Source organism: Streptomyces triticirhizae, from assembly GCF_003696235.1.
Lineage (GTDB): Bacteria > Actinomycetota > Actinomycetes > Streptomycetales > Streptomycetaceae > Streptomyces > Streptomyces triticirhizae.
The window spans coordinates 1-20,171 of the sequence record NZ_RFFJ01000053.1 but is presented as its reverse complement, the minus strand read 5'-3'; the positions used below and the strand labels follow the sequence as shown (position 1 = coordinate 20,171).

The following is a 20,171-nucleotide window of genomic DNA, read 5'->3' as shown; positions in this document are numbered from 1 at the left end:
GGCCGGTCGAAGTCCAGGGTGGGCGAGCAGACGTCACGCCCCTTTTACGTGGCCGAAACGCCGCCCCCGGAACGGGCGTTGTGGCAGCTCAGCGCGAAACACGCCGGATACGGACGCTTCTCGGCCAACCCCGACCGGGTCCGTCAACACGCCTTGCGGCGCGGCGAATCGGGGTGGTACTCATTGGTCAGACCACCGGGCCGACCCGGCTCCGCTGGTTCGGGCCCGAGGGGTCCCATTCTCGAAGGGGGGAGCCGCCGATGAGCTTCGCGTCCATTCCGCCGATGGTGCGCCGCTCGCGCAGCGTGGGCGCCGAGGTGGCCGCCCACCTGGAGCGGCTGATCACCAGCGGCGAGTTGCGGGCCGGGGACCGCCTGCCCGCCGAGCGGGACCTGGCTGCCAGCCTCAACGTCTCCCGGGCCTCGCTGCGGGAGGCCATGTTCGAGCTGGAGTCCAAGAAGCTGATCGAGCGCCACCAGGGGCGCGGCAGCGTGGTCGCCGAGCAGCCCGAGGGCGTCAGCCAACTCTACGAGGGGCTCTCGGAGTTGGATGTGGAGATCGCCAACGCCACGGAGCTGAGAGATCTGGTGGAGCCCCGGATAGCCCAGCTGGCGGCGGTGCGGGCGGCCGACTCCAACCTCCTGTCCCTGGAGGAGGTGCTGGCCCGCTCGCACGAGGAGCTGAGCCCCGAGGAGTCGCTGGCGCTGGACGTCGAGTTCCACACGCTGCTGGCCCACGCCGCGCAGAACCCGCTGCTGGTGACGCTCTGCACCATGACCACGGACTGGACGCGGCGGACCCGCGAGCTGTCCCACCGGACGCTGGAGGGTCGGCGGATATCGGTGAGCGGCCACCGCGCGATCTTTGACGCGGTGGTCGCCCGCCGAGCGGTGCCGGCCGGCGCCGCGATGGAACGTCACCTGCGGGAGATACGCGAGGTCAGCTCCCGCGCCTGAGGCACGCGCCCCAGGCGCGCCGGGGTGCCGCCCCCGCCCAGGGACTTGGGTCTCCAGTAGGGGGAGACACGAAGGTGGGGACATGGACGGTGACACGCTCTACAGCATCGACACCTTCGAGACCGACGGGCTGGAGCGTCTCGAACTCCTCCACCAGGCGGACAACCTGGCATCGTGCCGGGTCGCACAGAAGAGCCGCTACGACTTCGCCACCGTCCTGCCCGCGGCGCCGCCCACCTTCCCCCGCGATGGCCACCCGCACATACGGCGCGCGCGTACCTGCGATCCTCCCGGCTTCCGCCGATCGGCTTCAGGCCGCATACGCCGCGAGGGGCTCGGGGCCTTCGACGGGGTGGCCGCGTTCGAAGCGAGCCCCCGCACGGACCGGAGCGACGCGGTGGGGTACGTTCACAGCCCGCCAGCGGGCCTGGGCCGCCCCACCCCGACCGGAGGTCATCCTGATGTTCCCCGCGCGTGTACTCGCCGTCGCCCGGCCGGCTCTGGTGGTTCTCGCCCTGTCCGGCTGCTCTTCCTGGGTCTGCGCCGACACGACGGCGGAGCGCGGTGAGGCCGGTGTCAGGGTGCGGGTCGTGGACACGGACGGGCAGCCCCTCGGCGTCACCGCCGCGATCGTTGACTGGAGCGTTGAGCCCCACCCGCAGGTGCCATCCGAAGGTGACCGGGTCCACTTCCGCTTCCGCTTCGACGGCGCCGACGCGTACTCCGATCCCGCAGTGGACGCCTGCGCGGTCGACAGGGAGCGCGTGACGTTGGGGTGTCAGACGGTCTCCTCGTCCCAGGCGTTCGGGCCGGCCGACGATCCCCTCACGGGCGACGACTGGCTCGTCGTCGAGCACCCCGAGCGGGTTGACGGAGTGCTGTTGATCCCCAATGACCAGTCCTACGCCCGACGCACCTGCGAAGAGGACAGCAAGGACGGTGGCGGGACGCATCCCCCGAAACCACCCAGCAGGGGGGACCAGCTGTAGGGAGTTCGGGGCGGTTGAGCGCGCGAGGCACAGGTCTGCCGGCGCCCCGGCGTTCGCGCTGGGTGGTGGCCCAGTGGGGCGTTGGTCAGCGTGCGCCTGGATGTGCCGTGCCGGGACGGTCCGCCGTGCCGGGCGTCCGGACGCGACGGGAGGGGCCTCGCGGCCTGGGGGCCGCGAGGCCCCTCCCGTTCGCCCGGTCAGGGCCGCAGGTCGAAGACGCCGTAGCCGAAGCCGGCCGCCGCGATCCCGTCCGGGCCCACCGTGACGCCCTCGCCCAACACCAGCCGCGCCGTGGCCATGTCCGGCCGGGGCAGCGGGTGTTCGGCGCGCTCGCGGCGCGGGTTGACGACCACCAGGAAGCGGTCACCCCGCAGATACACCAGCGGGTAGCCGGTGTGGAAGACCTCGACCCCACACCGCGCGCCCAGCTCCGCGTGCGAGCGGCGCAGCGCGATCAGCCGCCGCACCAGGTGCAACAGCGAGCCCTCGTCGGCCCGTTGGGCCGCCACGTTGGGCCGCTGCGGGTCGGGGTCGATCGGCAGGTAGATCTTGTCGGCCGGCGCCGTGGAGAAGCCCGCGTTGGGGGAGCCGTCCCACTGCATCGGGGTGCGCGAGCCGGCCCGGTTGTAGCGCGGGCCCAGCCGGCTGCCCTCGTGGTCCGGCAGGTCCGGGATGTAGCGCATCCCGATCTCGTCGCCGTAGTAGATCGCCGGCAGCGTCGGCCAGGTCAGCTGGAAGGCGAACGCGGCCGGCAGCTGCTCGGCGGTGCGCGTGCCGCAGGCCAGCCGGGAGAAGTCGTGGTTGGCGCTGGGCAGGGTGACGAAGCCCTGGTCGCCGACGACCGCGTTCACCGACTCGAAGGCGCTGACGAAGGTGCCGGCCGACGCCAGGCCCCGCTCGTCGAAGTAGCAGTGCTCCTGCGTCCAGTGCTCGGCCACCGTGCCCTCGCCGTTGTTCCACAGCGAGCGCAGCGGCAGCCCGTCCGAGGGGCCGCCGAACTGGAGGAAGAAGTCGGAGTGGAAGCCGGCCGGCACCGAGACGGAGGGGTCGCCCCACTCGGCCAGCAGCGCCGCGTGCGGGTGGGCGTCGTCCAGCCAGCGGCGCAGCTCGGTCCACAGGGTGCCGGTCTCCTTCATCCCCGGGTCGTCCTTGACCAGCGAGTGCGCCATGTCCACGCGGAAGCCGGCCAGCCCCAGGCCCAGCCAGTGGTCCATCACCTCCCGCAGCGCGGCCCGGTTGGCCTTCGGGCCCGGCGCGTCCACCGGCTGCCGCCAGGGCTCGTCCGGGTTGGTGCGGGCGTAGCCGAAGTTCAACGCGGGCTGGCTGTCGAAGAAGTTGGGCAGGTAGCCGCCCGGCCGGCTGCCCGGCGAGGTGACGAAGCCCTTGGGCAGCTCCTCGTCCATCCGCTCGGTCCAGATGTAGCGGTGGTCGTCCGGGTCGTCGACGGCCCGCTGGAACCAGGGGTGCTGGTCGGAGGTGTGCCCGGCGACCAGATCGAGCATGACCCGGATCGAGCGCCGCGCCGCCGCCTCCACCAGCTCGGCCAGCTGCTCCTCCGTGCCGTAGCGCGGCGCCACCCGCAGATAGTCCGACACGTCGTAGCCGGCGTCGTTGAACGGGGAGGCGAAACACGGGTTGAGCCAGACCGTGTTGACCCCGAGCCACGCCAGATGGTCCAGGTGCTCGGTGATCCCGGCGAAGTCGCCGATGCCGTCGCCGTTGGAGTCGGCGAAGCTCTGCGGATAGATCTGGTAGAGGACGGCGTCGGCCAGCCAGCTGGGAGCGGGGCGGAACGGCGACATGCGGGGACGACCTTTCGTGCGGGTGCGGGCCGCGTCGCGCGGCGGTCTCGGACGTTCGACACGGTTTCAGACGTTCCATGGAAACCCGACGATCAACGCCGATCAACCCACTCCCCGATGGCCCGCCGCGCGTCAGCCCTTGACCGCGCCCGAGGTCAGGCCCGAGACCACCGCCCGGCGGAAGACCAGCACCAGCAGCGCGATCGGCAGCACCGAGACCGTCGCGGCAGCGAAGATCGTGCCGTAGGGAACGGTGAACGTGGAGCCGAAGAGTGCCACGCCCACGGGCATCGTCCGGTAGCTGTCGGCGGTGTTGAGGGTCAGCCCGATCAGGAACTCGGTCCAGCAGGCCGTGAAGGTGAAGATCGCCGCCGTGAACATCCCGGGCAGCGCCTGCGGCAGGATCACGCCCAGCACGGTCCGCACCGGGGAGGCGCCGTCCACCCAGGCGACCTCCTCCATCTCCTTGGGGATCTGGAGGAAGAAGTTCCGAAGAATCCAGATCGCGAACGGGATGTTGAGCGCCGTGTAGACGAGGATGAGGCCCTGGTAGCTGTTGAGCCAGCCGATCTCCCGCATCAGCAGGAACAGCGGCGCGGCCAGCGCGATCGTCGGGAAGAGCGAGATCATCAGCAGCGCGATCATGATCGGCGACTTGCCGCGCAGCGGCAGCCGCGCCAGCGCGTAGCCGGCGAACGCGCTCAGGCTCAGCACCAGCGCGGTCGCCAGCAGCGAGACCAGCGCCGAGTTCAGCAGGTAGCGACCGAAGTTGTTGTTGGCGAACGCCTGCCGGTAGTTCTCGAAGGTCAGGCTCTCCGGCCAGGCCGTCGGCGGGGTGGCGCCCACCTCCTCCATCGGCTTGAGGGAGCTGACGGCCATCCAGTAGAGCGGGGCGGCCACGAACAGCGCGACCAGCAGCGCCGCCAGGTGCACCCAGCGGAAGTGGAAGCGGATACGGGGTCGGATCATGCCTGCGTCTCCTCGTCGCCCACCCGGGCCTTGAAGGCCCGCAGGAAGATCAGACAGCCCACCAGCACCAGCGCCGCCGTGCTGGCCGCCACGGCGGCGCCGGGGCCGAAGTCCAGGTTGGTGAACATCACCTGCCAGCCCAGCAGCGCCAACGACTCGGTGGCGTCGCCCGGGCCGCCGCCGGTGAGCACGAAGGGCAGGTCGAAGATGCCGAAGGCCTGGAGGATGCGGAACAGCACCGCGATCACCAACGCCGGCCGCAGCAGCGGGAGTCGGACCTTCCAGAACGCGGTCCACGCGTTGGCCCCGTCCACCCGGGCCGCCTCCACCACGTCGCTGGGCAGCATCATCAGCCCCGCCAACACGATGATCGCCACAAACGGAGTGGTCTTCCACACGTCGGCCGCCGCCATCGAGAGCACCGCCGGCGTGGGCGTGCCAAGGAACTGGAACGGCGTGCCGGTCAGCGCCTCGGTCAGCGCGGTGAGCACCCCGTAGACGCCGTTGTACATGTACGCCCACAGCTGGGCCGAGACCACCGTGATCATGGCCCAGGGCAGCAGCAGCAGCGCCATCATCCAGCCCCGGCCGCCGGAGAGCTGCTCCAGTACGAGGGCGATCAGGGTGCCCAGCACCAGCTCGGCGACCACCGTGCCGATGGTGTAGAGCACGGTGAAGACCAGCGCGTGGCGCCAGCGGTCGGACCTCAGCAGCAGCTCGTAGTGCTCGCCGGTGGTGCCGGAGAGCTGGAACCCGTCGGCGGAGACCGTCACATGGCTCAGGCTCATCGCCACCGAGAAGGCGATGGGGAAGAGGGTGATGGCGAGCACCACCAGCAGCGCCGGCGTGGCGAAGCCCCACCCCAGGCGCGCGAACTTCCGGTCCAGGCTGGAACGCCCGTCGGACTCCTGGGCCGTCGCCCGCCGGGGCTCGGTCCGCGCTGTGGCTCCGCTCATAGGGCCCGGTCCTCCAGTGCGCGTTGGATGTCGGCCGCCGCCGCCCGCAGCGCGCTCGCGGTGGAACCGGAGCCGGCCAGGGAGCCGTTGATGTTGGTGTAGATGCCGTGGCTGATCTGCGGGTAGCGCGGGGTGTGCGCGGGCCGGGCGACGATGTCCAGGTCGGCGGCGACCTCGAGCACGGGGTTCTCCCGCTGCAACTCCTCGTCGTGGAGAACCTCTTCGTTGGCCGGCAGGACCGAGTTCTGCGCCATCATCCGCTGGGCCTCGGGGCCGGTCATCCAGTCCATGAAGACGAGCGAGGCGCCGATCCGCTTGCTGTGCGGGTTGACCATCAGGTTCCAGCCGCCGGCAGCCGAGGGCCCGACCTCCTCGCCGCCCTCGAAGCCGGGCAGCGGCATCACGCCGACCCTGTCCACGATCTGCGAGGCCAGCGGGTCGTTGGCCATGCCCCAGCCGTGCGACCAGTTGCGGTGGAAGGCGGCCTCGCCCTCCACGAACGTCTGGAGCGACTGCTGCTCCTGGAAGCTGGTGGAGGCGGAGGGCACGACGCCGCTGTCCAACAGCTGCCGCATGAAGTCCAGCGCCTCGCGGTTCTCGGGGGAGTCGATGGCGGCCTCGGAGTCGTCCTCCGAAACGCTGCGGCCGCCGGCGGCGGCGGACAGTTCGGTCCAGTTGACCGTCAGACCCTCGTAGTTGGCCCACTGCCCGACATAGCCGTAGTCGACCTCGCCCTCGTCCTGGAGGAGCTTCGCCGTCTCGGCCAGCTCCTGCCAGGTGTCGGGGACCGGCAGGTCGTGCTTCTCCAGCAGGTCCTTGCGGTAGTAGAGGAAGCCGGAGTCCACATAGAGCGGCGCCGCCAGATGGGTGTCGCCGTACTCGGTGAGCCGGGAGCGTTCCTCCGGGTAGCGGTCCCAGAAGTCGTCGGGCAGGTGCTCGTCCAGCGGCATCGCCAGCTGCGCGTCGCCGAACTGCGCGGGCCAGACGAGGTCCCCGTTGTAGACGTCGATCGCGTCCGAGCCGCCGGTGATCTCGGTGGTGAGCGTCGCTCGCATGGTGTCGGTGTTGTTGGGCGCCGGCTGGAAGTCGACGTTGATCTCGGGATGGGCCTTCTCGAAGGCCGCGATCAGCTGCTCGGGAAAGCCCTCTGGTCCGAAGTTGATGGCATACCAGGTGATGTCGCCGCTGGCCGGACCGACCCTCCGGGGATCGACCGATGCCGCGTCGGCACCGGCCGATCCACAGGCGGTGGTGGCCAGTAGAACGGACACGGCCCAGAACGCCCTTGCGCTGCTGCCGATCGACGTACTCAGGACGTGCTCCCTCAGAAGACCCCGCGTTCCAAGGGCCTCAGAGTCCCGTGTCCTCCAGCACACACCAAGCTAAAAACGCGCTTATCGGAAATATTCACCGGAAAGGTCTCCGCGCGGTGGCGCACCGCGCGGAACGGTGCCGCTTCCGGGGCGGCACCCCCGGGTCGGGCCTCAGCGGGCGACGGCGTCCAGCTCGGCCAGCAGCGCGATGTTCAGCCCGAACGCCAGCCGGCACTCGCCCACCACGCGCTCCCGCTCGGCCTCGTCCACGGCTATCGCGTCCAGCGCCGCCCGGTACTCCCGCTTGAAGGCCGCCGGGTTGGGGACCTCGTCGAAGACGTAGAACCGCACGCCGTCGCCCCTGCGCTCAAGCCCCCAGGTCTTCTCGGCGACGCCGCGCACCACCTGGCCGCCGGAGAGGTCGCCGAGGTAGCGCGTGTAGTGGTGGGCGACATAGCCGCCCGGCCAGGTCTCGGCCACCTCGCGCACCCGCGCCGCGTACCGCTCGGTGGTGGGCAGCGCATGGACGGTGGCGCGCCAGTCGGCGCCGCCGTGCAGATGGTCGAGGTCGCGCTCCAGCGCGGGAACGCGGAACAGCTCGGGCCGCAGGAAGGGCCCGGCCACCGGGTCGGCGGCGAGCCGCTCGGCGCCCTCCTCCAACGCCCGGTAGACGAACCAGAGTTGCTCCGTGTACCGGCGGAAGGCGGCGATCCCCAGCCGGCCGCCCAGCAGGTCGTCCATGAAGGTGGAGTCGTGGGCCGCCTCGTGCTGGGCGTGCGAGGCCTGGCGGATCAGGGTGGAGAACGGGGCGGGGGTGGCGTCGAGAACGGTCACGCGTGACCTCCAGGGCCTCAGGGCGACGGGGCGCGGCGGAACGTCGCGCTCCGCCATACTGTCTACTTAGGCTTACCTAAGTCAAGAACTTGCCGACAGCCCGTCGGTAAAACCGCGCACCCGCGCGGGCGCGCTCAGGGCAGCGTCAGCACCTCGGCCCCGCCCTCCGTGACGACCAGGGTGTGCTCGAACTGGGCCGAACGCTTACGGTCCTTGGTCACCACGGTCCACTCGTCCGCCCACATCTCCCACTCATGCGTGCCCAGGTTGAGCATCGGCTCGATGGTGAACGTCATCCCCGGCAGCAGCACCGTGTCCGCGCCCGGGTCGTCGAAGTGCGGCACGATCAGGCCGGAGTGAAAGGCCGTGTGCACGCCATGCCCGGTGAAGTCGCGCACCACGCCATAGCCGAAACGTTTCGCATAGGACTCGATCACCCGGCCGATCACATTGATCCGCCGCCCCGGGCGCACCGCGCGGATCGCCCGGTCCAGCGCCTCCCGCGTCCGCTCCACCAGCAGTCGCGACTCCTCGTCCAGCGCCTCGGGGCCGCCCACCGGATACGTCGCGTTGGTGTCCCCGTGCACCCCGCCGACGAAGGCCGTGATGTCCAGGTTGACGATGTCGCCCTCGGCCAGCACCGTCGAGTCCGGGATGCCGTGGCAGATCACCTCGTTCACCGAGGTGCACAGCGACTTGGGAAACCCCCGGTACCCCAGCGTCGACGGGTAGGCGCCGTGGTCGCAGAGGAAGGCGTGCGCCACCGCGTCCAACGCGTCGGTGGTGACGCCGGGTTCGATGTGCCGAGCGGTCTCGGCCAGCGCCCGCGCCGCGATCCGGCCCGCCACCCGCATCCGCTCGATGGTCTCCGCGTCCTGCACGTCGGACCCGGTGTAACGGGCCGGGCCCGCCTGACCCACGTACGCGGGACGGGGAATGGCGGAGGGCACGGAGCGCCGAGGCGAGATCCTGCCGGGCTGAAGAAGTGACTGGCCAGACATGCGTCCGAGTCTACGGGCGGGCAGGATAAGGAACATGGCTCTCTTCAAGCGCAAGCCCAGCGGCAAGGCGGGCGAGTGGTACTACTGCCTGCGGCACGGGAAGGTCGAGGAGGGGCTGGAGTGCCCCGCCAAGGACCGGATGGGCCCCTACGCCAGCCGTGAGGAGGCGGCCCGCGCCATCGAGATCGCCAGGGACCGCGACGACAGCTGGCGCCAGGACCCCCGCTGGAACGACGACCCCGACCGCGCGGACCCCAACCGACCCGGGGGCCGCCGACCCGAGGGCGACGACCCAGGACCCTGGTGAACACCCGCCCGCCGAAGCGTCTCCCGGGCGTGAGCAACGCGACATCCGCCAGGGAAACGCGGCCGCCGGTGGCAGGATCGAGCGTATGACCACACGTGACGACTCCTCACCAGCCCGCCGCGACCCCTGGGAACTGCCCGACGTCTCCGATCTGACGATCGGCGTGCTCGGCGGCACCGGCGACCAGGGCCGGGGCCTCGCCTACCGGTTGGCCCGCGCCGGTCAGACGGTGATCATCGGCTCCCGCGCCGCCGAACGCGCCCAGGCGGCGGCCCAGGAGATCGGCCACGGCGTCGAGGGCGCCGACAACGCGGAGTGCGCCCGCCGTTCCGACGTGGTGATCGTGGCCGTTCCCTGGGAGGGGCACGCCCGCACCCTGTCCGCGCTCACCGCCGAGTTGGCCGGCAAGCTCGTCGTGGACTGCGTCAACCCGCTCGGCTTCGACAAGCGCGGCGCCTACCCGATCGTCCCCGAGGAGGGCAGCGCCGCCGAGCAGGCCGCCGCCCTGCTGCCCGAATCCCGGGTGACCGCCGCGTTCCACCACCTCTCGGCCGTCCTCCTCCAGAACCCGGAGCTGGAGAAGATCGACACCGACGTGATGGTCCTCGGCGAGGACCGCGAGGACTGCGCCACCGTGCAGGCCATCGCCCAGCTGATCCCCGGGATGCGCGGGGTCTTCGCCGGCCGGCTGCGCAACGCGCACCAGGTCGAGGCGCTGGTCGCCAACCTGATCGCCGTCAACCGCCGCTACCGGGCACACGCCGGCATCCGCCTCACCGACATCTGACCCGCCGGGGGAGAATGGCGGTCGTGTCCGGGCCCACCGGACACGACCGTCGCACCTCGCTCCCGGAAGGCCCGTCCATGGCAGCCCCGAACTCCGCCACCCAGGCGCGCCGGCTCAGCCGCTACGCGCTCCTGCTCTGCCTGCTGACCGTGGCGGCCGCCGTGATCTCGTTCGCCCGAGGCGACTGGTTCGGCATCATCTGGGTCCTGCTGGCCGGGGTCTCCTCCAACATGGCCTGGTACTACGCGCGTCGGGCCAGGTCCCAGTCCACCTGAGGGGCCTTCCGAGGCGGCCCCGGCCCCCGCCCGTCTCAGTGGAAGCTGTGCTCCTCCGCCGGGTAGGCGCCCTGGACCACGTCCTCGGCGAACGCCCTGGCCGCGTCGCCCAGCGCCGCCCGCAGCTGCCCGTACTGCTTGACGAAGCGCGGCAGCCGGCCGCCCGGCCACTCCGTCATCCCCGCCATGTCCGTCCAGACCAGCACCTGCGCGTCACACTCGGGCCCCGCGCCGATCCCGACCGTCGGGATGTAGAGGCTGCGCGTCACCTCGGCGGCCAGCTCCGCCGTCACCAGCTCCAGCACCACGGCGAACGCGCCCGCGTCCTGCACGGCCTTGGCGTCCCGCAGCAGCTGCGCCGCCGCCTCGTCGCCCCTGCCCTGCACCGGGTGGCCGCCGAACGCGTTGACCGACTGCGGGGTCAGCCCCACGTGCGCCATCACCGGGATGCCCGACTCCACCAGCAGCCTGATCTGGTCGGCCGAACGCTCGCCGCCCTCCAGCTTGACCGCGCCGACCCCGGCCTCCTTGACCAGATGGGTGGCGCTGCGCAGCGCCTGCACCGGGCCCTCCTGGAACGAGCCGAACGGCAGGTCCCCCACGATCAGCGCCCGCCGGGTGCCCCGCACCACGGCCGCCGCCAGCATCGTCATCTCCTCCAGGGTGACCGGCACCGTGGAGTCGTACCCCAGGGCCGTGTTCCCCATCGAGTCGCCCACCAGCATCACGGGGATGCCGGCCTCGTCGAAGACGGAGGCGGTCATCGCGTCGTAGGCGGTGAGCATGGGCCACCGCTCGCCGCGCCGCTTGGCCGCCGCGATGTCCCTGACCGTGATCCTGCGGCTGCTCTTGCCGCCGTAGAGCCCTGTGCGCTCCGCTGTGGCGGACGGCGCCTGGGCAGGAGTGGCTTGCGTCATCACGCTGCTCCTGTTCTCGTGATCTCGAAGCGCCTCAAGCGGCGTCCCCGGACTCCTTCCAGCATCGCACCGACCGGCGCGGGCGGGAAGTGGGGGGTGAAGATCGCGGCTGATATAACGGGAACCCCGCGCCGCGCCTCGACCGTCCTCCCTTGCGAGGCCCCGCGCGGGTGGGTGCGCGGAGCCCGGACAGCGGCGGCAACCCGGCGGCGACGACCCCGGCGGCAAGGACCCGGACTAAGGCACGATCGGTCAGCGAGGGCGCGAATGGCACAGCTGGACACCCCGACGCCGCGCGGAGGAGCGTCGGCCGACGGGCCGAACGGCGCCGACGGGGCGGGGACCAGGACACCGCGCTGGAGCGACCGGACCGGCCGCTGGCGGCGCGGCCTGTGGCCGGCCGGCCTGGCCCTCGCGCTGGCGCTGCTGCTGACCCTGCACTCCCGACTGCCCAACCGGATCGGCAACGTCGGCAGCCTGCTGGAGACGTTCCTCCCGTGGTGCGGGCTGGCCGTCCCGGTGCTCGCCGGCTGCGCGCTGCTGCGCCGCTCGGCGACGGCGCTGGTCGCGCTGCTGGTGCCGGCGCTGGTGTGGACCAACCTCTTCGGCGGGCTGCTGCTGGACAAGACCGCCGGCGGGGGCGAGTTGATGGTGGTCAGCCACAACGTGGACGCCGACAACGCCGACCACGCCGGCACCGCCCGCCAGATCTCGGAGAGCGACGCCGACGTGGTCGCGCTCCAGGAGGTGCCGCAGCGGGCGCTCCGCACCTACGAGGCAGAGCTGGCCGACGCCTACCCGTACCACGCGGTCGAGGGCACCATCGGGCTGTGGAGCCGCTACCCGCTGGACGACGTGGCGCCGGTCGACACCGGGATGGGCTGGACGCGGGCGCTGCGCGGCACGGTCAACGCCGAACGCGGGCCCGTCGCCGTCTACGTCGCCCATCTCCCTTCGGTGCGGGTGCAGTTCAGGGCCGGGTTCACCGCCGAGCGGCGGGACCGCTCGGCCGAGCTGCTCGGCGAGGCCATCGCCGCCGAGCGGGTGGACCACGCGGTGCTGCTCGGCGACCTCAACGGGACCATGAACGACCGGGCCCTCGCCCCGCTCACCTCGCAGCTGCGCTCCACCCAGGGCGCGGCCGGGGCGGGCTTCGGCTTCAGCTGGCCGGCGAGCTTTCCGATGGCCAGAATCGACCAGATCCTGGTGCGTTCCCTGGAGCCGGTGTCCTCCTGGACGCTGTCGGCGACCGGAAGCGATCATCTGCCGGTCGCGGCCCGGGTGGACTTCTAGGGCGCGTGTCGCGGGGCCGGTTCCGTCGCTAGGGCGTGCGACGGCAGCCGGCGAGGAGGACGGCGACCATGCGTCTGGCGTCGGCCTGGTCGTATTCGGGGCCGGTGATGCAGAGGTTTCCGATGGCGCGCATGAGCCGGTAGGCGCTGAGGTCGGGGACGAGTTCGTCGTCGGCGGCGCAGGCGTCGAGCAGCGTCGCGCAGGCCGGGACCAGGGTGTCGAGCATGAGGGCGTGGAGGTTCTCCATCCCCGGATCGTCGGACCCCAGGGCGGCACCGAGGCCGTGCTTGGTCACCAGGAAGTCCACGAACGCGTCCGCCCAGCCGGTCAGGGCGGCGAACGGGGAGGCCGACTCCTCCAGGAGTTGGGGCGCGAGTGCGGCGCAGGTGTCGATCTGGTGCCGGTAGACGGCGGTGACGAGGTCCGCCCGGGTCGGGAAGTGGCGGTAGATCGTCCCGACGCCGACGCCGGCGCGTTCGGCGATGTCGCGGATGGGGGCCTGGACGCCCTGATCCACGAAGGCCGCCGACGCTGCCGCCAGCACGGCGCCGCGCGTCCGTGCCGCCTGCGCCTGGCGTACTCCGACCGACTCCGGCACGAGAACCTCCCTTTGCTCGCGGAACAATGTTCCGCTACTTTGGCGGAACGCCGCTCCGCCAAAGTATGGCAGGGCGCCCCCTGGAGAAAGCACAGGTACCCCATGCCTTCCCTTCGCCTCGACCAGCGGATCGTCGCGGTCAAGCCCATCGTCGTTCCCGCCCCGGGGCGCGGCATGGATCTCCGGGTGAAGGTCACCGCCCCCCAGTCGGGCCGGGACCTTCCCGTCATCGTGTTCTCCCACGGCAACGCGTGGTCCATGGACGGATACGAACCCCTCGTCGACCGGTGGGCGGCCGCCGGGTTCGTCGTCGTGCAGCCCACCCACCTGGACTCCCGCCGCAACGGCATCACGTGGGACGACCCGCGTTTCGCCACCATCTGGCGCGTCCGGATCGCCGACCTCCACGCCGTTCTCGACCATCTCGGCGACATCCTTCTCCAGGCGGGCGATCTGGAGAACCGCGTCGACCGTGGCCGCGTCGCGGTCGTCGGCCACTCCTGGGGCGCGCAGACCGCCGGCACGCTCCTCGGCGCGCGCGTGCTCGACGCCGAAGGGACTCCCGGAGAGGACTTCTCCCACCCGGCGGTCTCGGCCGGTGCGCTCATCGCCGCGACCGGAACGGGCGACACGCTCACCCCGTTCGCCGCCGAACACCTTCCGTTCATGCGGCCGGACTTCTCCACCATGACCGCTCCGGCCCTGGTCGTCGCGGGCGGCAGGGACCAGTCCCAGCTCTCCACCCGGGGGCCGGAGTGGTTCACCGACGCCTATCACCTCAGCCCGGCGCCGAAGAGCCTGCTCACCATCGCGGAGGGCGAGCACACCCTGGGCGGCCTCGCCGGCGAGACGGTCACCGACACCACCGACGAGGACCCCGCCCGCGTCGCCCTCGTCGCCGAAGCGATCTCCGCCTACCTCGGCGACGCCCTCAAGCTCGACGGCGCGGCGTGGGCCGCACTCAACGACGCCGTCGCGGCGGCCGGCGACGGCACGTGGAGCGTCACCAGCAAGTGAACGGGCCGGGTCGCGCTCTCGCCCCGGCCGGTCGCCCCCGTTCGTCGCCGTTGGTGCTCGTTGTCTCGGTTTTCCTCCGATTGATTTACTTTTGAGGGAGATCCCGACGCCCGCAGTCCCGACGCCTGGAGGAACGGCATGGCGCGCACCCGGTTCGCCCCCGATCGCGGGCTGACCCGACGCATGGGCCTCACCATGTTTCTGATCGGGCTCCTCTACGTGGTCTTCGTCGGCGTGTTGATCGCGGCCTTCGGCGAGGCATGGCCGCTGATCCTGGTCCTCGCCGGCGGGCTGTTCTTCGTCCAGTTCTGGTTCAGCGACCGGATCGCCGCCTACAGCATGGGCGCCCGCGAGGTCACGCCCGAGCAGGCGCCGGAGCTGCACGGCGCCGTCGACCGGCTCTGCGCGCTCGCCGACATGCCCAAGCCGAAGGTCGCCATCGCCGACACCGACGTGCCCAACGCGTTCGCCACCGGCCGCAGCCAGAAGAAGTCCATGGTCTGCGCCACCACCGGGCTGCTGCGCCGTCTTGAGCGGGACGAGCTGGAGGGCGTGCTGGCGCACGAGCTGTCGCATGTGGCGCACCGGGATGTCGCGGTGATGACGGTGGCCGCGTTCCTCGGCGTGCTGGCCGGGCTGATCACCCGGATCGCCCTGTGGAGCGGGCTGACCCGAGGCGGTCGGAACAATAACAATGTGCTCTTTCTGCTGATCCCTCTGGTCAGCGCCGTGGTCTATGTGATCAGTTTCCTGCTCACCCGGCTGCTCTCCCGCTACCGCGAGCTGTCCGCCGACCGCACCGGGGCGCTGCTCACCGGCCGGCCCTCGGCGCTGGCCTCGGCGCTCACCAAGGTGTCGGGGCAGATGGCCCGCATTCCGACCAGGGACCTGCGGCAGGCCGAGCCGTTCAACGCGTTCTACTTCGCGCCCGCGCTCTCCGGCGACGGGCTGAGCCGGCTGTTCTCCTCGCACCCGACGCTGGAGCAGCGGCTGGACCGGCTGGGCCGGCTCTCCCAGGAGCTGGGCCGGCCCTGAGGGCGCGGCAAGGAAACCCGGCGGGAAAAACGGCAGAAGGGGAAACGTTCGTGGGCTTTCTCGACGCGATCCTGGGCCGGCGCAAACCGGTCAAACCCGATCTGGACCAGCTGTTCGCGGTCCCCTCGGCCGCCGTCACCCTCGCCGCCGGCGGCGGCTTCACGCCCACGGGAGCCGGCTCGGTCTGCTTCGCCAGCGTGGAGGGCGGTGCCTTCACCCGGGTGCGGGACGAGGTGCACGAGCTGCTCGACGCCGATCTCGACCCGAACCCGAACGCCGACCCGGACGCCGAGACGGGCCACCCCGTCGAGTTCAGCCAGGACGACTACGGCTACACCTGGCTGCTGGCCCGCCACCCGGCCGAGGAGTTGAACGCCCTGGTCAACGACCTGCACGCGGTCAACACCCTGCTGAAGGACGCCGGATTCGGGCCCCAACTGCTGTGCTCGCTGGTCGGGTTCCGCGACCCCGAGGGCCGCTCGCTGGCGCTGGTCTACCTCTACAAGCGCGGCACCTTCTACCCGTTCGCGCCGCTGCCCGGCGCGAAGGAGCGCCGGGACAACGGGCTTGAGCTGCGGGTGCGCGCCCTGCTCGCCGACGACCTGCGGGTGGAGGAGGACCTCTCCCGTTGGTTCCCGGTCTGGGGCGCGCCCGGCCTGTGAGGCGGAACGGTGGCCCGCTCGCGAGGTGCGAGGAGCGGGCCGCCGTTCGCGCGCGTTACGCGGTGTGCAGGGTCAGCCCGTAGGCGCCCAGGATCTCGTTGACCGGCTGGTACCAGGTCTCACCGCCGCTGGAGCAGTTGCCCCAGCCGCCGGAGGTGACGCCCTGGGCCTGGTCGCCGCTGATGTAGGCGCCGCCCGAGTCGCCGGGCTCGGCGCAGACGCTGGTCTTGGTCATCTCGCGGACGACCGTTCCGTCGCTGTAGTTGACCGTCTCGTTCTTGGCCAGCACCGAGCCGCAGTGCCAGCCGGTGGTCGAACCGGAGCGGCAGATCGAGGCGCCGATCGGGGCCTCGGCCGAGCCGCGCACCAGCTGGTCGGGGGCGGCGCCCCAGCCGAGCACCACCGGCTCGGTCCACCAGCCGCTGCCCACGCTCACCCAGGCGTAGTCGTTCTCCGGAAACGAGGAGCCCTGGAACTGCCCGATGTGCGAGCGGTCCCAGCCGAACACGTCCTGCCCCTGTCCGCCGCAGTGGCCGGCGGTGACAAAGCCGCCGTGCACCGAGAAGCCGATGGAACAGCGGACGTTGCCGGTGTAGTACGGGTCGCCGCCCACGGTGCCGGCGGCGAAGGTGGACGGGGCCTCCGGAACGGTGCCGGCCGCGACCGGCCCCGCCTGCTCGGCGGCGGCCAGGAACTCCACCACCTCGGCCGAGGACTCCTGGCCCTCGACGACGTCGACCACCACGCTGTTGACGCGCGGGTCGACCCGCCAGCTGGCCACCGCGTCGGGCGCGCCGGCCTCGTCGGCGAGCGCGTCGATCGAGGCGAGGGCGGCGTCGAGGGTCGCCGCGTCGTGCTCGACGAGGGCGGTCTGGGCGCCGGTGGCCTCGACCTCGGCCGCGGCCGCCGCGTCGGTGACGGCGACCACCAGCGCGCCGCTGGCCGGGTCGAACCAACTGCCGCCGAACGCCGAGCCAGCCGCCTGCCGGGCGTCTGGCGCGAGTTCGGTGGCGGCGGCCTCGTCGGCGAGCCGCTCGACGGCCTGCGCCTCGGTGAGGCCGAAGGTCTGCTGGAGGGCCGTCAACAGGCCCTCGGACGCGACCGGTTCGGCGGTGGGGTTGGCCGCGCTCGCGGAGGCGGCGGCCGCCGATGTGCCGGCCAGCGCGCCGACGACCAGCAGTGCGGACAGGCCAAGGCGAATGCCGGGCTTACGTCTCATGTGGGGGTACTCCTTTGATGCTCTACCTGTGAGGGGGTGGAACAGCAAAGGACGGGAGCGCTCTCACCTCTGCGGGGGAGAGCGTACGGTCATGCCATGCACATGTCTAGACCAAGTGCGCCAACGAACTTCCGGCGGGGGCGGACGACGGTCAACGCCCCTCGCGCCACCCGTTGGTGATCGGCAGCCTGCGGTCCTTGCCGAAGCCCTTGGGCGAGATCTTGGTGCCCGGCGGGTACTGCCGCCGCTTGTACTCCGCGCGGTCCACCAGCCGCAGCACCTCGGTCACCAGCTCGGGCGCGTACCCCGCCGCCACGATCTGCGACCAGCCCTGGTCCCGGTCCACATACCGCTCCAACACCGCGTCCAGCGTGTCGTAGTCCGGCAGCGAGTCCGTGTCCACCTGGCCCGGGCGCAGCTCGGCGCTCGGCGGCTTGACGATCGAGTTCTCCGGGATCGGCGGCGTCTCGCCCCGCGCGGCCGCCGCCTCGTTCCGCCAGCGCGCCAGCCGGTAGACGCCCGTCTTGTAGAGGTCCTTGATCGGGCCGTAGGCGCCGACCGAGTCCCCGTAGAGCGTCGAGTAGCCGACCGCCAACTCGCTCTTGTTGCCCGGCGCCAGCACGATGTGGCCCTCCTGGTTGGAGACCGCCATCAGCAGCGTCCCGCGCAGCCGCGACTGGAGGTTCTCCTCGGCCAGCCCGGTCAGCCCCACCTGCTCCATGTACGCGTCGAACATCCCGCCGATCGGCACCGTCCGCAGGTTGAGCCCGGTCCGCCGCGCCAACTCCCGCGCGTCGTCCACCGAGTGCTCCGAGGAGTAACGCGAGGGCATCGCCAGCCCGAACACCCGCTCGGCGCCCAGCGCGTCACAGGCGATCGCCGCGCAGAGCGCCGAGTCGATCCCGCCGGAGAGCCCGAGCAGCACCGAGGGGAAGCCGTTCTTCTCCACATACGCCCGCACCCCGGTGACCAGCGCCCGGTACATCTCCTCCGCGTCGTCGAGACGCTCGGCCTCGCCGCCCGGATACGCCGGGGCGTAGGCGGGCAACGGCTCGGCCGTCAGCGTCAGATGGTCGATCGTCATCCCGTCCTCGACCCGGCCGGCCGGCGGCTCCTCGGTCGCCGCCGGCAGCGTCAGGTCCAGCAGCAGGCACTCCTCGGCGAACTGCGGGCCCCGCGCCAGCACCGCGCCGTCCCGGTCGACGACCAGCGAGTCCCCGTCGAAGACCAACTCGTCCTGCCCGCCGACCATCGCCAGATACGCCAACGCGCAGCCGGCCTCCTGGGCGCGCTTGCGGACCAGGTCGAGGCGGGTGTCGTCCTTGGCTACCTCGTAGGGCGAGGCGTTGATCGCCAGCAGCAGCCCCGCGCCCGCCGCCCTGGTCGCCGGCACCCGGCCGCCGTCCTGCCACAGGTCCTCGCAGATCGCCAGCGCCACGTCCACGCCCCGCACCCGCACCACCGGCAGCGTGTCGCCCGGCACGAAGTACCGGTACTCGTCGAACACCCCGTAGTTGGGCAGATGGTGCTTGGCGAAGGTGAGCGCGACCCGGCCCTCGTGCAGCACCGCCGCCGCGTTGCGGGGCGAGCCGGCCGGCTGCCCCAGGTGCTCGCGGGCGTGCTCGGTGCGGTCCAGATAGCCGACCACCACCGGCACCCCGCCCAGGCCCTCGGCCGCCAGCCGCTCGGCCAACTCGCCCAGCGCGCGCCGGCTGGCGGCGGCGAACGAGGAGCGCAGCGCCAGGTCCTCGACCGGGTAGCCGGTGAGCATCATCTCGGGGAACGCCACCAGATGGGCGCCGTGCTCCACGCCGTGCCGGGTCCAGCGCAGCACCGCTTCCGCGTTGCCGGCCAGATCGCCGACCCTCGCGTCGATCTGGTTCAGGGCGAGTCGTAGCTGAGGCATGGTGGCGAGTGTAATCGTCCAACTGACGCGATATGGGGCGGCGGGAGCGGCGGCGGCCGTCCGGTTCCGGCCGTTGTGGCGACCCGTGCCCGCCTCGTCACCTGCGGTGATCCCCCGAGTGCTGGGGCGTTTCGGCCATCGTCCGCCGGAATGTCCGATTGCCGCACCTGCGGTCGGGGCAGAGCTTGGGGGCGCCGGCAACACGCGGACAACACCCGGACACCGTCCGGACTGAGGGGAGCGGCCATGCCGCAGGACGTGCGGTTCTTCCTGCCGTTCGAGACCCGGACCAACCCCTCGGCCGAGCGGGCGCGGGCCCACCACCTGGCCTGGGTGCGGACCCATCGGCTGGTCGCCGACGGCTCCCCGCTGCGCGCCTACGCCGACTGGCGCCTCACCGACCTGGCCGCCCACGCCTACCCCGACGCCGCCCCCGAGGACCTGGAACTGGCCACCGACGCGGTCTGCCTCGGCTTCCCCCTCGACGACCAGTTCGACGGCGAGTTGGGGCGCCGCCCGGAGCGCGTCGCCCGGCTCACCACCGCCCTGGCCGCCGTCGCCTACCGCCCGCCCGGCGCGCCCCCCGCCCTCGACCTGCCGCTGACCCGCGCCTACGCCGACATGTGGCGGCGCGCCGCCGACGGCATGTCACCGGCGTGGCGCGAGCGCGCGGCGCGCAACCTCACCCGCTTCTTCCGCTCCTATGTGCGCGAGGCGCGCAACCGCCTCTCCTCCGCGCCCCTGGACGAGCACGCCTACCTCGCGGTGCGTCGACAGGCGGTGGGCACCGCGCCCTGCTTCGACCTGATCGAACGCGCCGGCCGGTTCGAGGTCCCGGCCCGCGCCTACTGGAGCACCGAGGTGCAGATCCTCACCCGCTGCGCCGGCGACGTGATCTTCCTCTGCAACGACGTCCACTCCCTGGAGCGCGAGGAGGCGTCGGGCGACCCACACAACCTGGTGCTGATCCGCCGGCGCGCCCAGGGCTGCTCCCGCGAGGCGGCGGTGCGTCAGGTCGTCGGGCTGGTGCGCGGCCGGGTCGAGCTGTTCCAACGGGCCGCCTCCCGGCTGCCGGACCTCGCCGCGCGGCTGGCCCTGGACGCGGCGGGCCGGGAGGCCGTCGAGCGCTATGTCGACGGGCTGCGCTGCTGGATGGCGGGCAACCAGCGGTGGGGCGTGGCCTCGGCCCGCTACGCCGGGGGCGCGGGCGGCCAGTCGGTCGTCGGCGACCTCGCCGGGGACCTCGTCCGCGACCCCGTCGGCGGCCGCACCACGGACCAGGCCACCGACCGCGCCGCGCCCGGGCGCCCGCCGGTCCAGCTCAGCGGTCCCGGC

20 protein-coding genes and 1 pseudogene are annotated in these 20,171 nt (G+C 72.0%); 11 read left to right on the top strand and 10 right to left on the bottom strand.

The window, feature by feature from the left end; translation table 11 throughout:
• Window positions 1–260 precede the first annotated feature (260 nt).
• From EBN88_RS12240 to EBN88_RS12230, 3 genes and pseudogenes are all read left to right on the top strand, one after another.
• A complete protein-coding gene (locus tag EBN88_RS12240; protein WP_199742334.1) occupies window positions 261–956 on the top strand; it encodes a FadR/GntR family transcriptional regulator in 696 nt (231 codons plus the stop codon).
• A gap of 103 nt (window positions 957–1,059) precedes the next feature.
• A pseudogene (locus tag EBN88_RS31750) lies at window positions 1,060–1,227 on the top strand (GNAT family N-acetyltransferase); the annotation flags it as partial.
• Between the two features lie 190 nt (window positions 1,228–1,417).
• Window positions 1,418–1,945, top strand: coding sequence for a hypothetical protein (locus EBN88_RS12230; RefSeq protein WP_199742333.1), 528 nt, complete (start codon window positions 1,418–1,420; stop codon window positions 1,943–1,945).
• A gap of 197 nt (window positions 1,946–2,142) precedes the next feature.
• Here EBN88_RS12230 and EBN88_RS12225 read toward each other — a convergent pair whose 3' ends face one another.
• From EBN88_RS12225 to map, 6 genes are all read right to left on the bottom strand, one after another.
• On the bottom strand, window positions 2,143–3,747 hold the full coding sequence (locus tag EBN88_RS12225; RefSeq protein ID WP_122183876.1) for an alpha-amylase family glycosyl hydrolase: 1,605 nt from the start codon (window positions 3,745–3,747) through the stop codon (window positions 2,143–2,145).
• A 132-nt stretch (window positions 3,748–3,879) separates the two neighbouring features.
• Window positions 3,880–4,716: a carbohydrate ABC transporter permease gene (locus tag EBN88_RS12220; RefSeq protein WP_122183875.1), complete on the bottom strand. Its 837-nt coding sequence runs from the start codon at window positions 4,714–4,716 to the stop codon at window positions 3,880–3,882.
• Entirely contained in the window at window positions 4,713–5,672 is a 960-nt protein-coding gene (locus tag EBN88_RS12215; protein WP_122183874.1) for a carbohydrate ABC transporter permease, read from the bottom strand. The genes EBN88_RS12220 and EBN88_RS12215 overlap by 4 nt, the downstream gene beginning before the upstream one ends.
• Window positions 5,669–6,943 carry an ABC transporter substrate-binding protein gene (locus EBN88_RS12210; RefSeq protein ID WP_158621359.1) on the bottom strand — a complete coding sequence of 425 codons (1,275 nt, stop codon included), beginning with the start codon at window positions 6,941–6,943 and terminating at the stop codon, window positions 5,669–5,671. Before EBN88_RS12210 ends, EBN88_RS12215 begins: the two co-directional genes overlap by 4 nt.
• 213 nt (window positions 6,944–7,156) lie before the next feature.
• On the bottom strand, window positions 7,157–7,819 hold the full coding sequence (locus tag EBN88_RS12205) for a biliverdin-producing heme oxygenase (RefSeq protein WP_233580618.1): 663 nt from the start codon (window positions 7,817–7,819) through the stop codon (window positions 7,157–7,159).
• Window positions 7,820–7,953: 134 nt separating this feature from the next.
• Window positions 7,954–8,820: a type I methionyl aminopeptidase gene (gene map, locus EBN88_RS12200; protein ID WP_122183871.1), complete on the bottom strand. Its 867-nt coding sequence runs from the start codon at window positions 8,818–8,820 to the stop codon at window positions 7,954–7,956.
• A 34-nt stretch (window positions 8,821–8,854) separates the two neighbouring features.
• On the opposite strand from map, the gene EBN88_RS12195 reads away from it, so the two are divergent.
• The 3 genes from EBN88_RS12195 to EBN88_RS12185 all read left to right on the top strand — a co-directional run bounded on the left by EBN88_RS12195 (window position 8,855) and on the right by EBN88_RS12185 (window position 10,189).
• Window positions 8,855–9,127 carry a hypothetical protein gene (locus EBN88_RS12195; RefSeq protein WP_233580617.1) on the top strand — a complete coding sequence of 91 codons (273 nt, stop codon included), beginning with the start codon at window positions 8,855–8,857 and terminating at the stop codon, window positions 9,125–9,127.
• Window positions 9,128–9,212: 85 nt separating this feature from the next.
• The gene (gene npdG / locus EBN88_RS12190; protein WP_122183870.1) at window positions 9,213–9,914 is read left to right on the top strand and encodes an NADPH-dependent F420 reductase; all 702 of its coding nucleotides are present in this window, start codon (window positions 9,213–9,215) and stop codon (window positions 9,912–9,914) included.
• Between the two features lie 77 nt (window positions 9,915–9,991).
• Window positions 9,992–10,189, top strand: a complete 198-nt coding sequence (locus tag EBN88_RS12185; protein WP_122183869.1) for a hypothetical protein — start codon at window positions 9,992–9,994, stop codon at window positions 10,187–10,189.
• 35 nt (window positions 10,190–10,224) lie between these two features.
• Here EBN88_RS12185 and panB read toward each other — a convergent pair whose 3' ends face one another.
• A complete protein-coding gene (gene panB, locus EBN88_RS12180) occupies window positions 10,225–11,106 on the bottom strand; it encodes a 3-methyl-2-oxobutanoate hydroxymethyltransferase (protein WP_122183868.1) in 882 nt (293 codons plus the stop codon).
• Between the two features lie 267 nt (window positions 11,107–11,373).
• Between panB and EBN88_RS12175 the strand changes: the two genes are divergently transcribed.
• Complete coding sequence (locus EBN88_RS12175; RefSeq protein WP_122183867.1) at window positions 11,374–12,399, top strand: endonuclease/exonuclease/phosphatase family protein; 1,026 nt, start codon at window positions 11,374–11,376, stop codon at window positions 12,397–12,399.
• A 28-nt stretch (window positions 12,400–12,427) separates the two neighbouring features.
• Here the strand turns inward: EBN88_RS12175 and EBN88_RS12170 are convergent, their stop codons facing one another.
• The gene (locus EBN88_RS12170; protein WP_122183866.1) at window positions 12,428–12,997 is read right to left on the bottom strand and encodes a TetR/AcrR family transcriptional regulator; all 570 of its coding nucleotides are present in this window, start codon (window positions 12,995–12,997) and stop codon (window positions 12,428–12,430) included.
• Between the two features lie 102 nt (window positions 12,998–13,099).
• On the opposite strand from EBN88_RS12170, the gene EBN88_RS12165 reads away from it, so the two are divergent.
• From EBN88_RS12165 to pspAB, 3 genes are all read left to right on the top strand, one after another.
• Complete coding sequence (locus tag EBN88_RS12165; RefSeq protein ID WP_122183865.1) at window positions 13,100–14,014, top strand: alpha/beta hydrolase family protein; 915 nt, start codon at window positions 13,100–13,102, stop codon at window positions 14,012–14,014.
• Window positions 14,015–14,152: 138 nt separating this feature from the next.
• Complete coding sequence (gene htpX, locus EBN88_RS12160; protein WP_122183864.1) at window positions 14,153–15,049, top strand: zinc metalloprotease HtpX; 897 nt, start codon at window positions 14,153–14,155, stop codon at window positions 15,047–15,049.
• A gap of 50 nt (window positions 15,050–15,099) precedes the next feature.
• A complete protein-coding gene (gene pspAB / locus EBN88_RS12155) occupies window positions 15,100–15,711 on the top strand; it encodes a PspA-associated protein PspAB (RefSeq protein ID WP_122183863.1) in 612 nt (203 codons plus the stop codon).
• Window positions 15,712–15,766: 55 nt separating this feature from the next.
• On the opposite strand, the gene EBN88_RS12150 is transcribed toward pspAB, so the two are convergent.
• Both EBN88_RS12150 and EBN88_RS12145 read right to left on the bottom strand, forming a co-directional pair.
• On the bottom strand, window positions 15,767–16,930 hold the full coding sequence (locus EBN88_RS12150; RefSeq protein ID WP_122183862.1) for a S1 family peptidase: 1,164 nt from the start codon (window positions 16,928–16,930) through the stop codon (window positions 15,767–15,769).
• Between the two features lie 151 nt (window positions 16,931–17,081).
• Complete coding sequence (locus EBN88_RS12145) at window positions 17,082–18,836, bottom strand: NAD+ synthase (protein WP_122183861.1); 1,755 nt, start codon at window positions 18,834–18,836, stop codon at window positions 17,082–17,084.
• Window positions 18,837–19,082: 246 nt separating this feature from the next.
• Here EBN88_RS12145 and EBN88_RS12140 point away from each other — a divergent pair.
• The coding region (locus tag EBN88_RS12140) for a terpene synthase family protein (protein ID WP_122183860.1) at window positions 19,083–20,171 on the top strand (1,089 nt) is incomplete at its 3' end.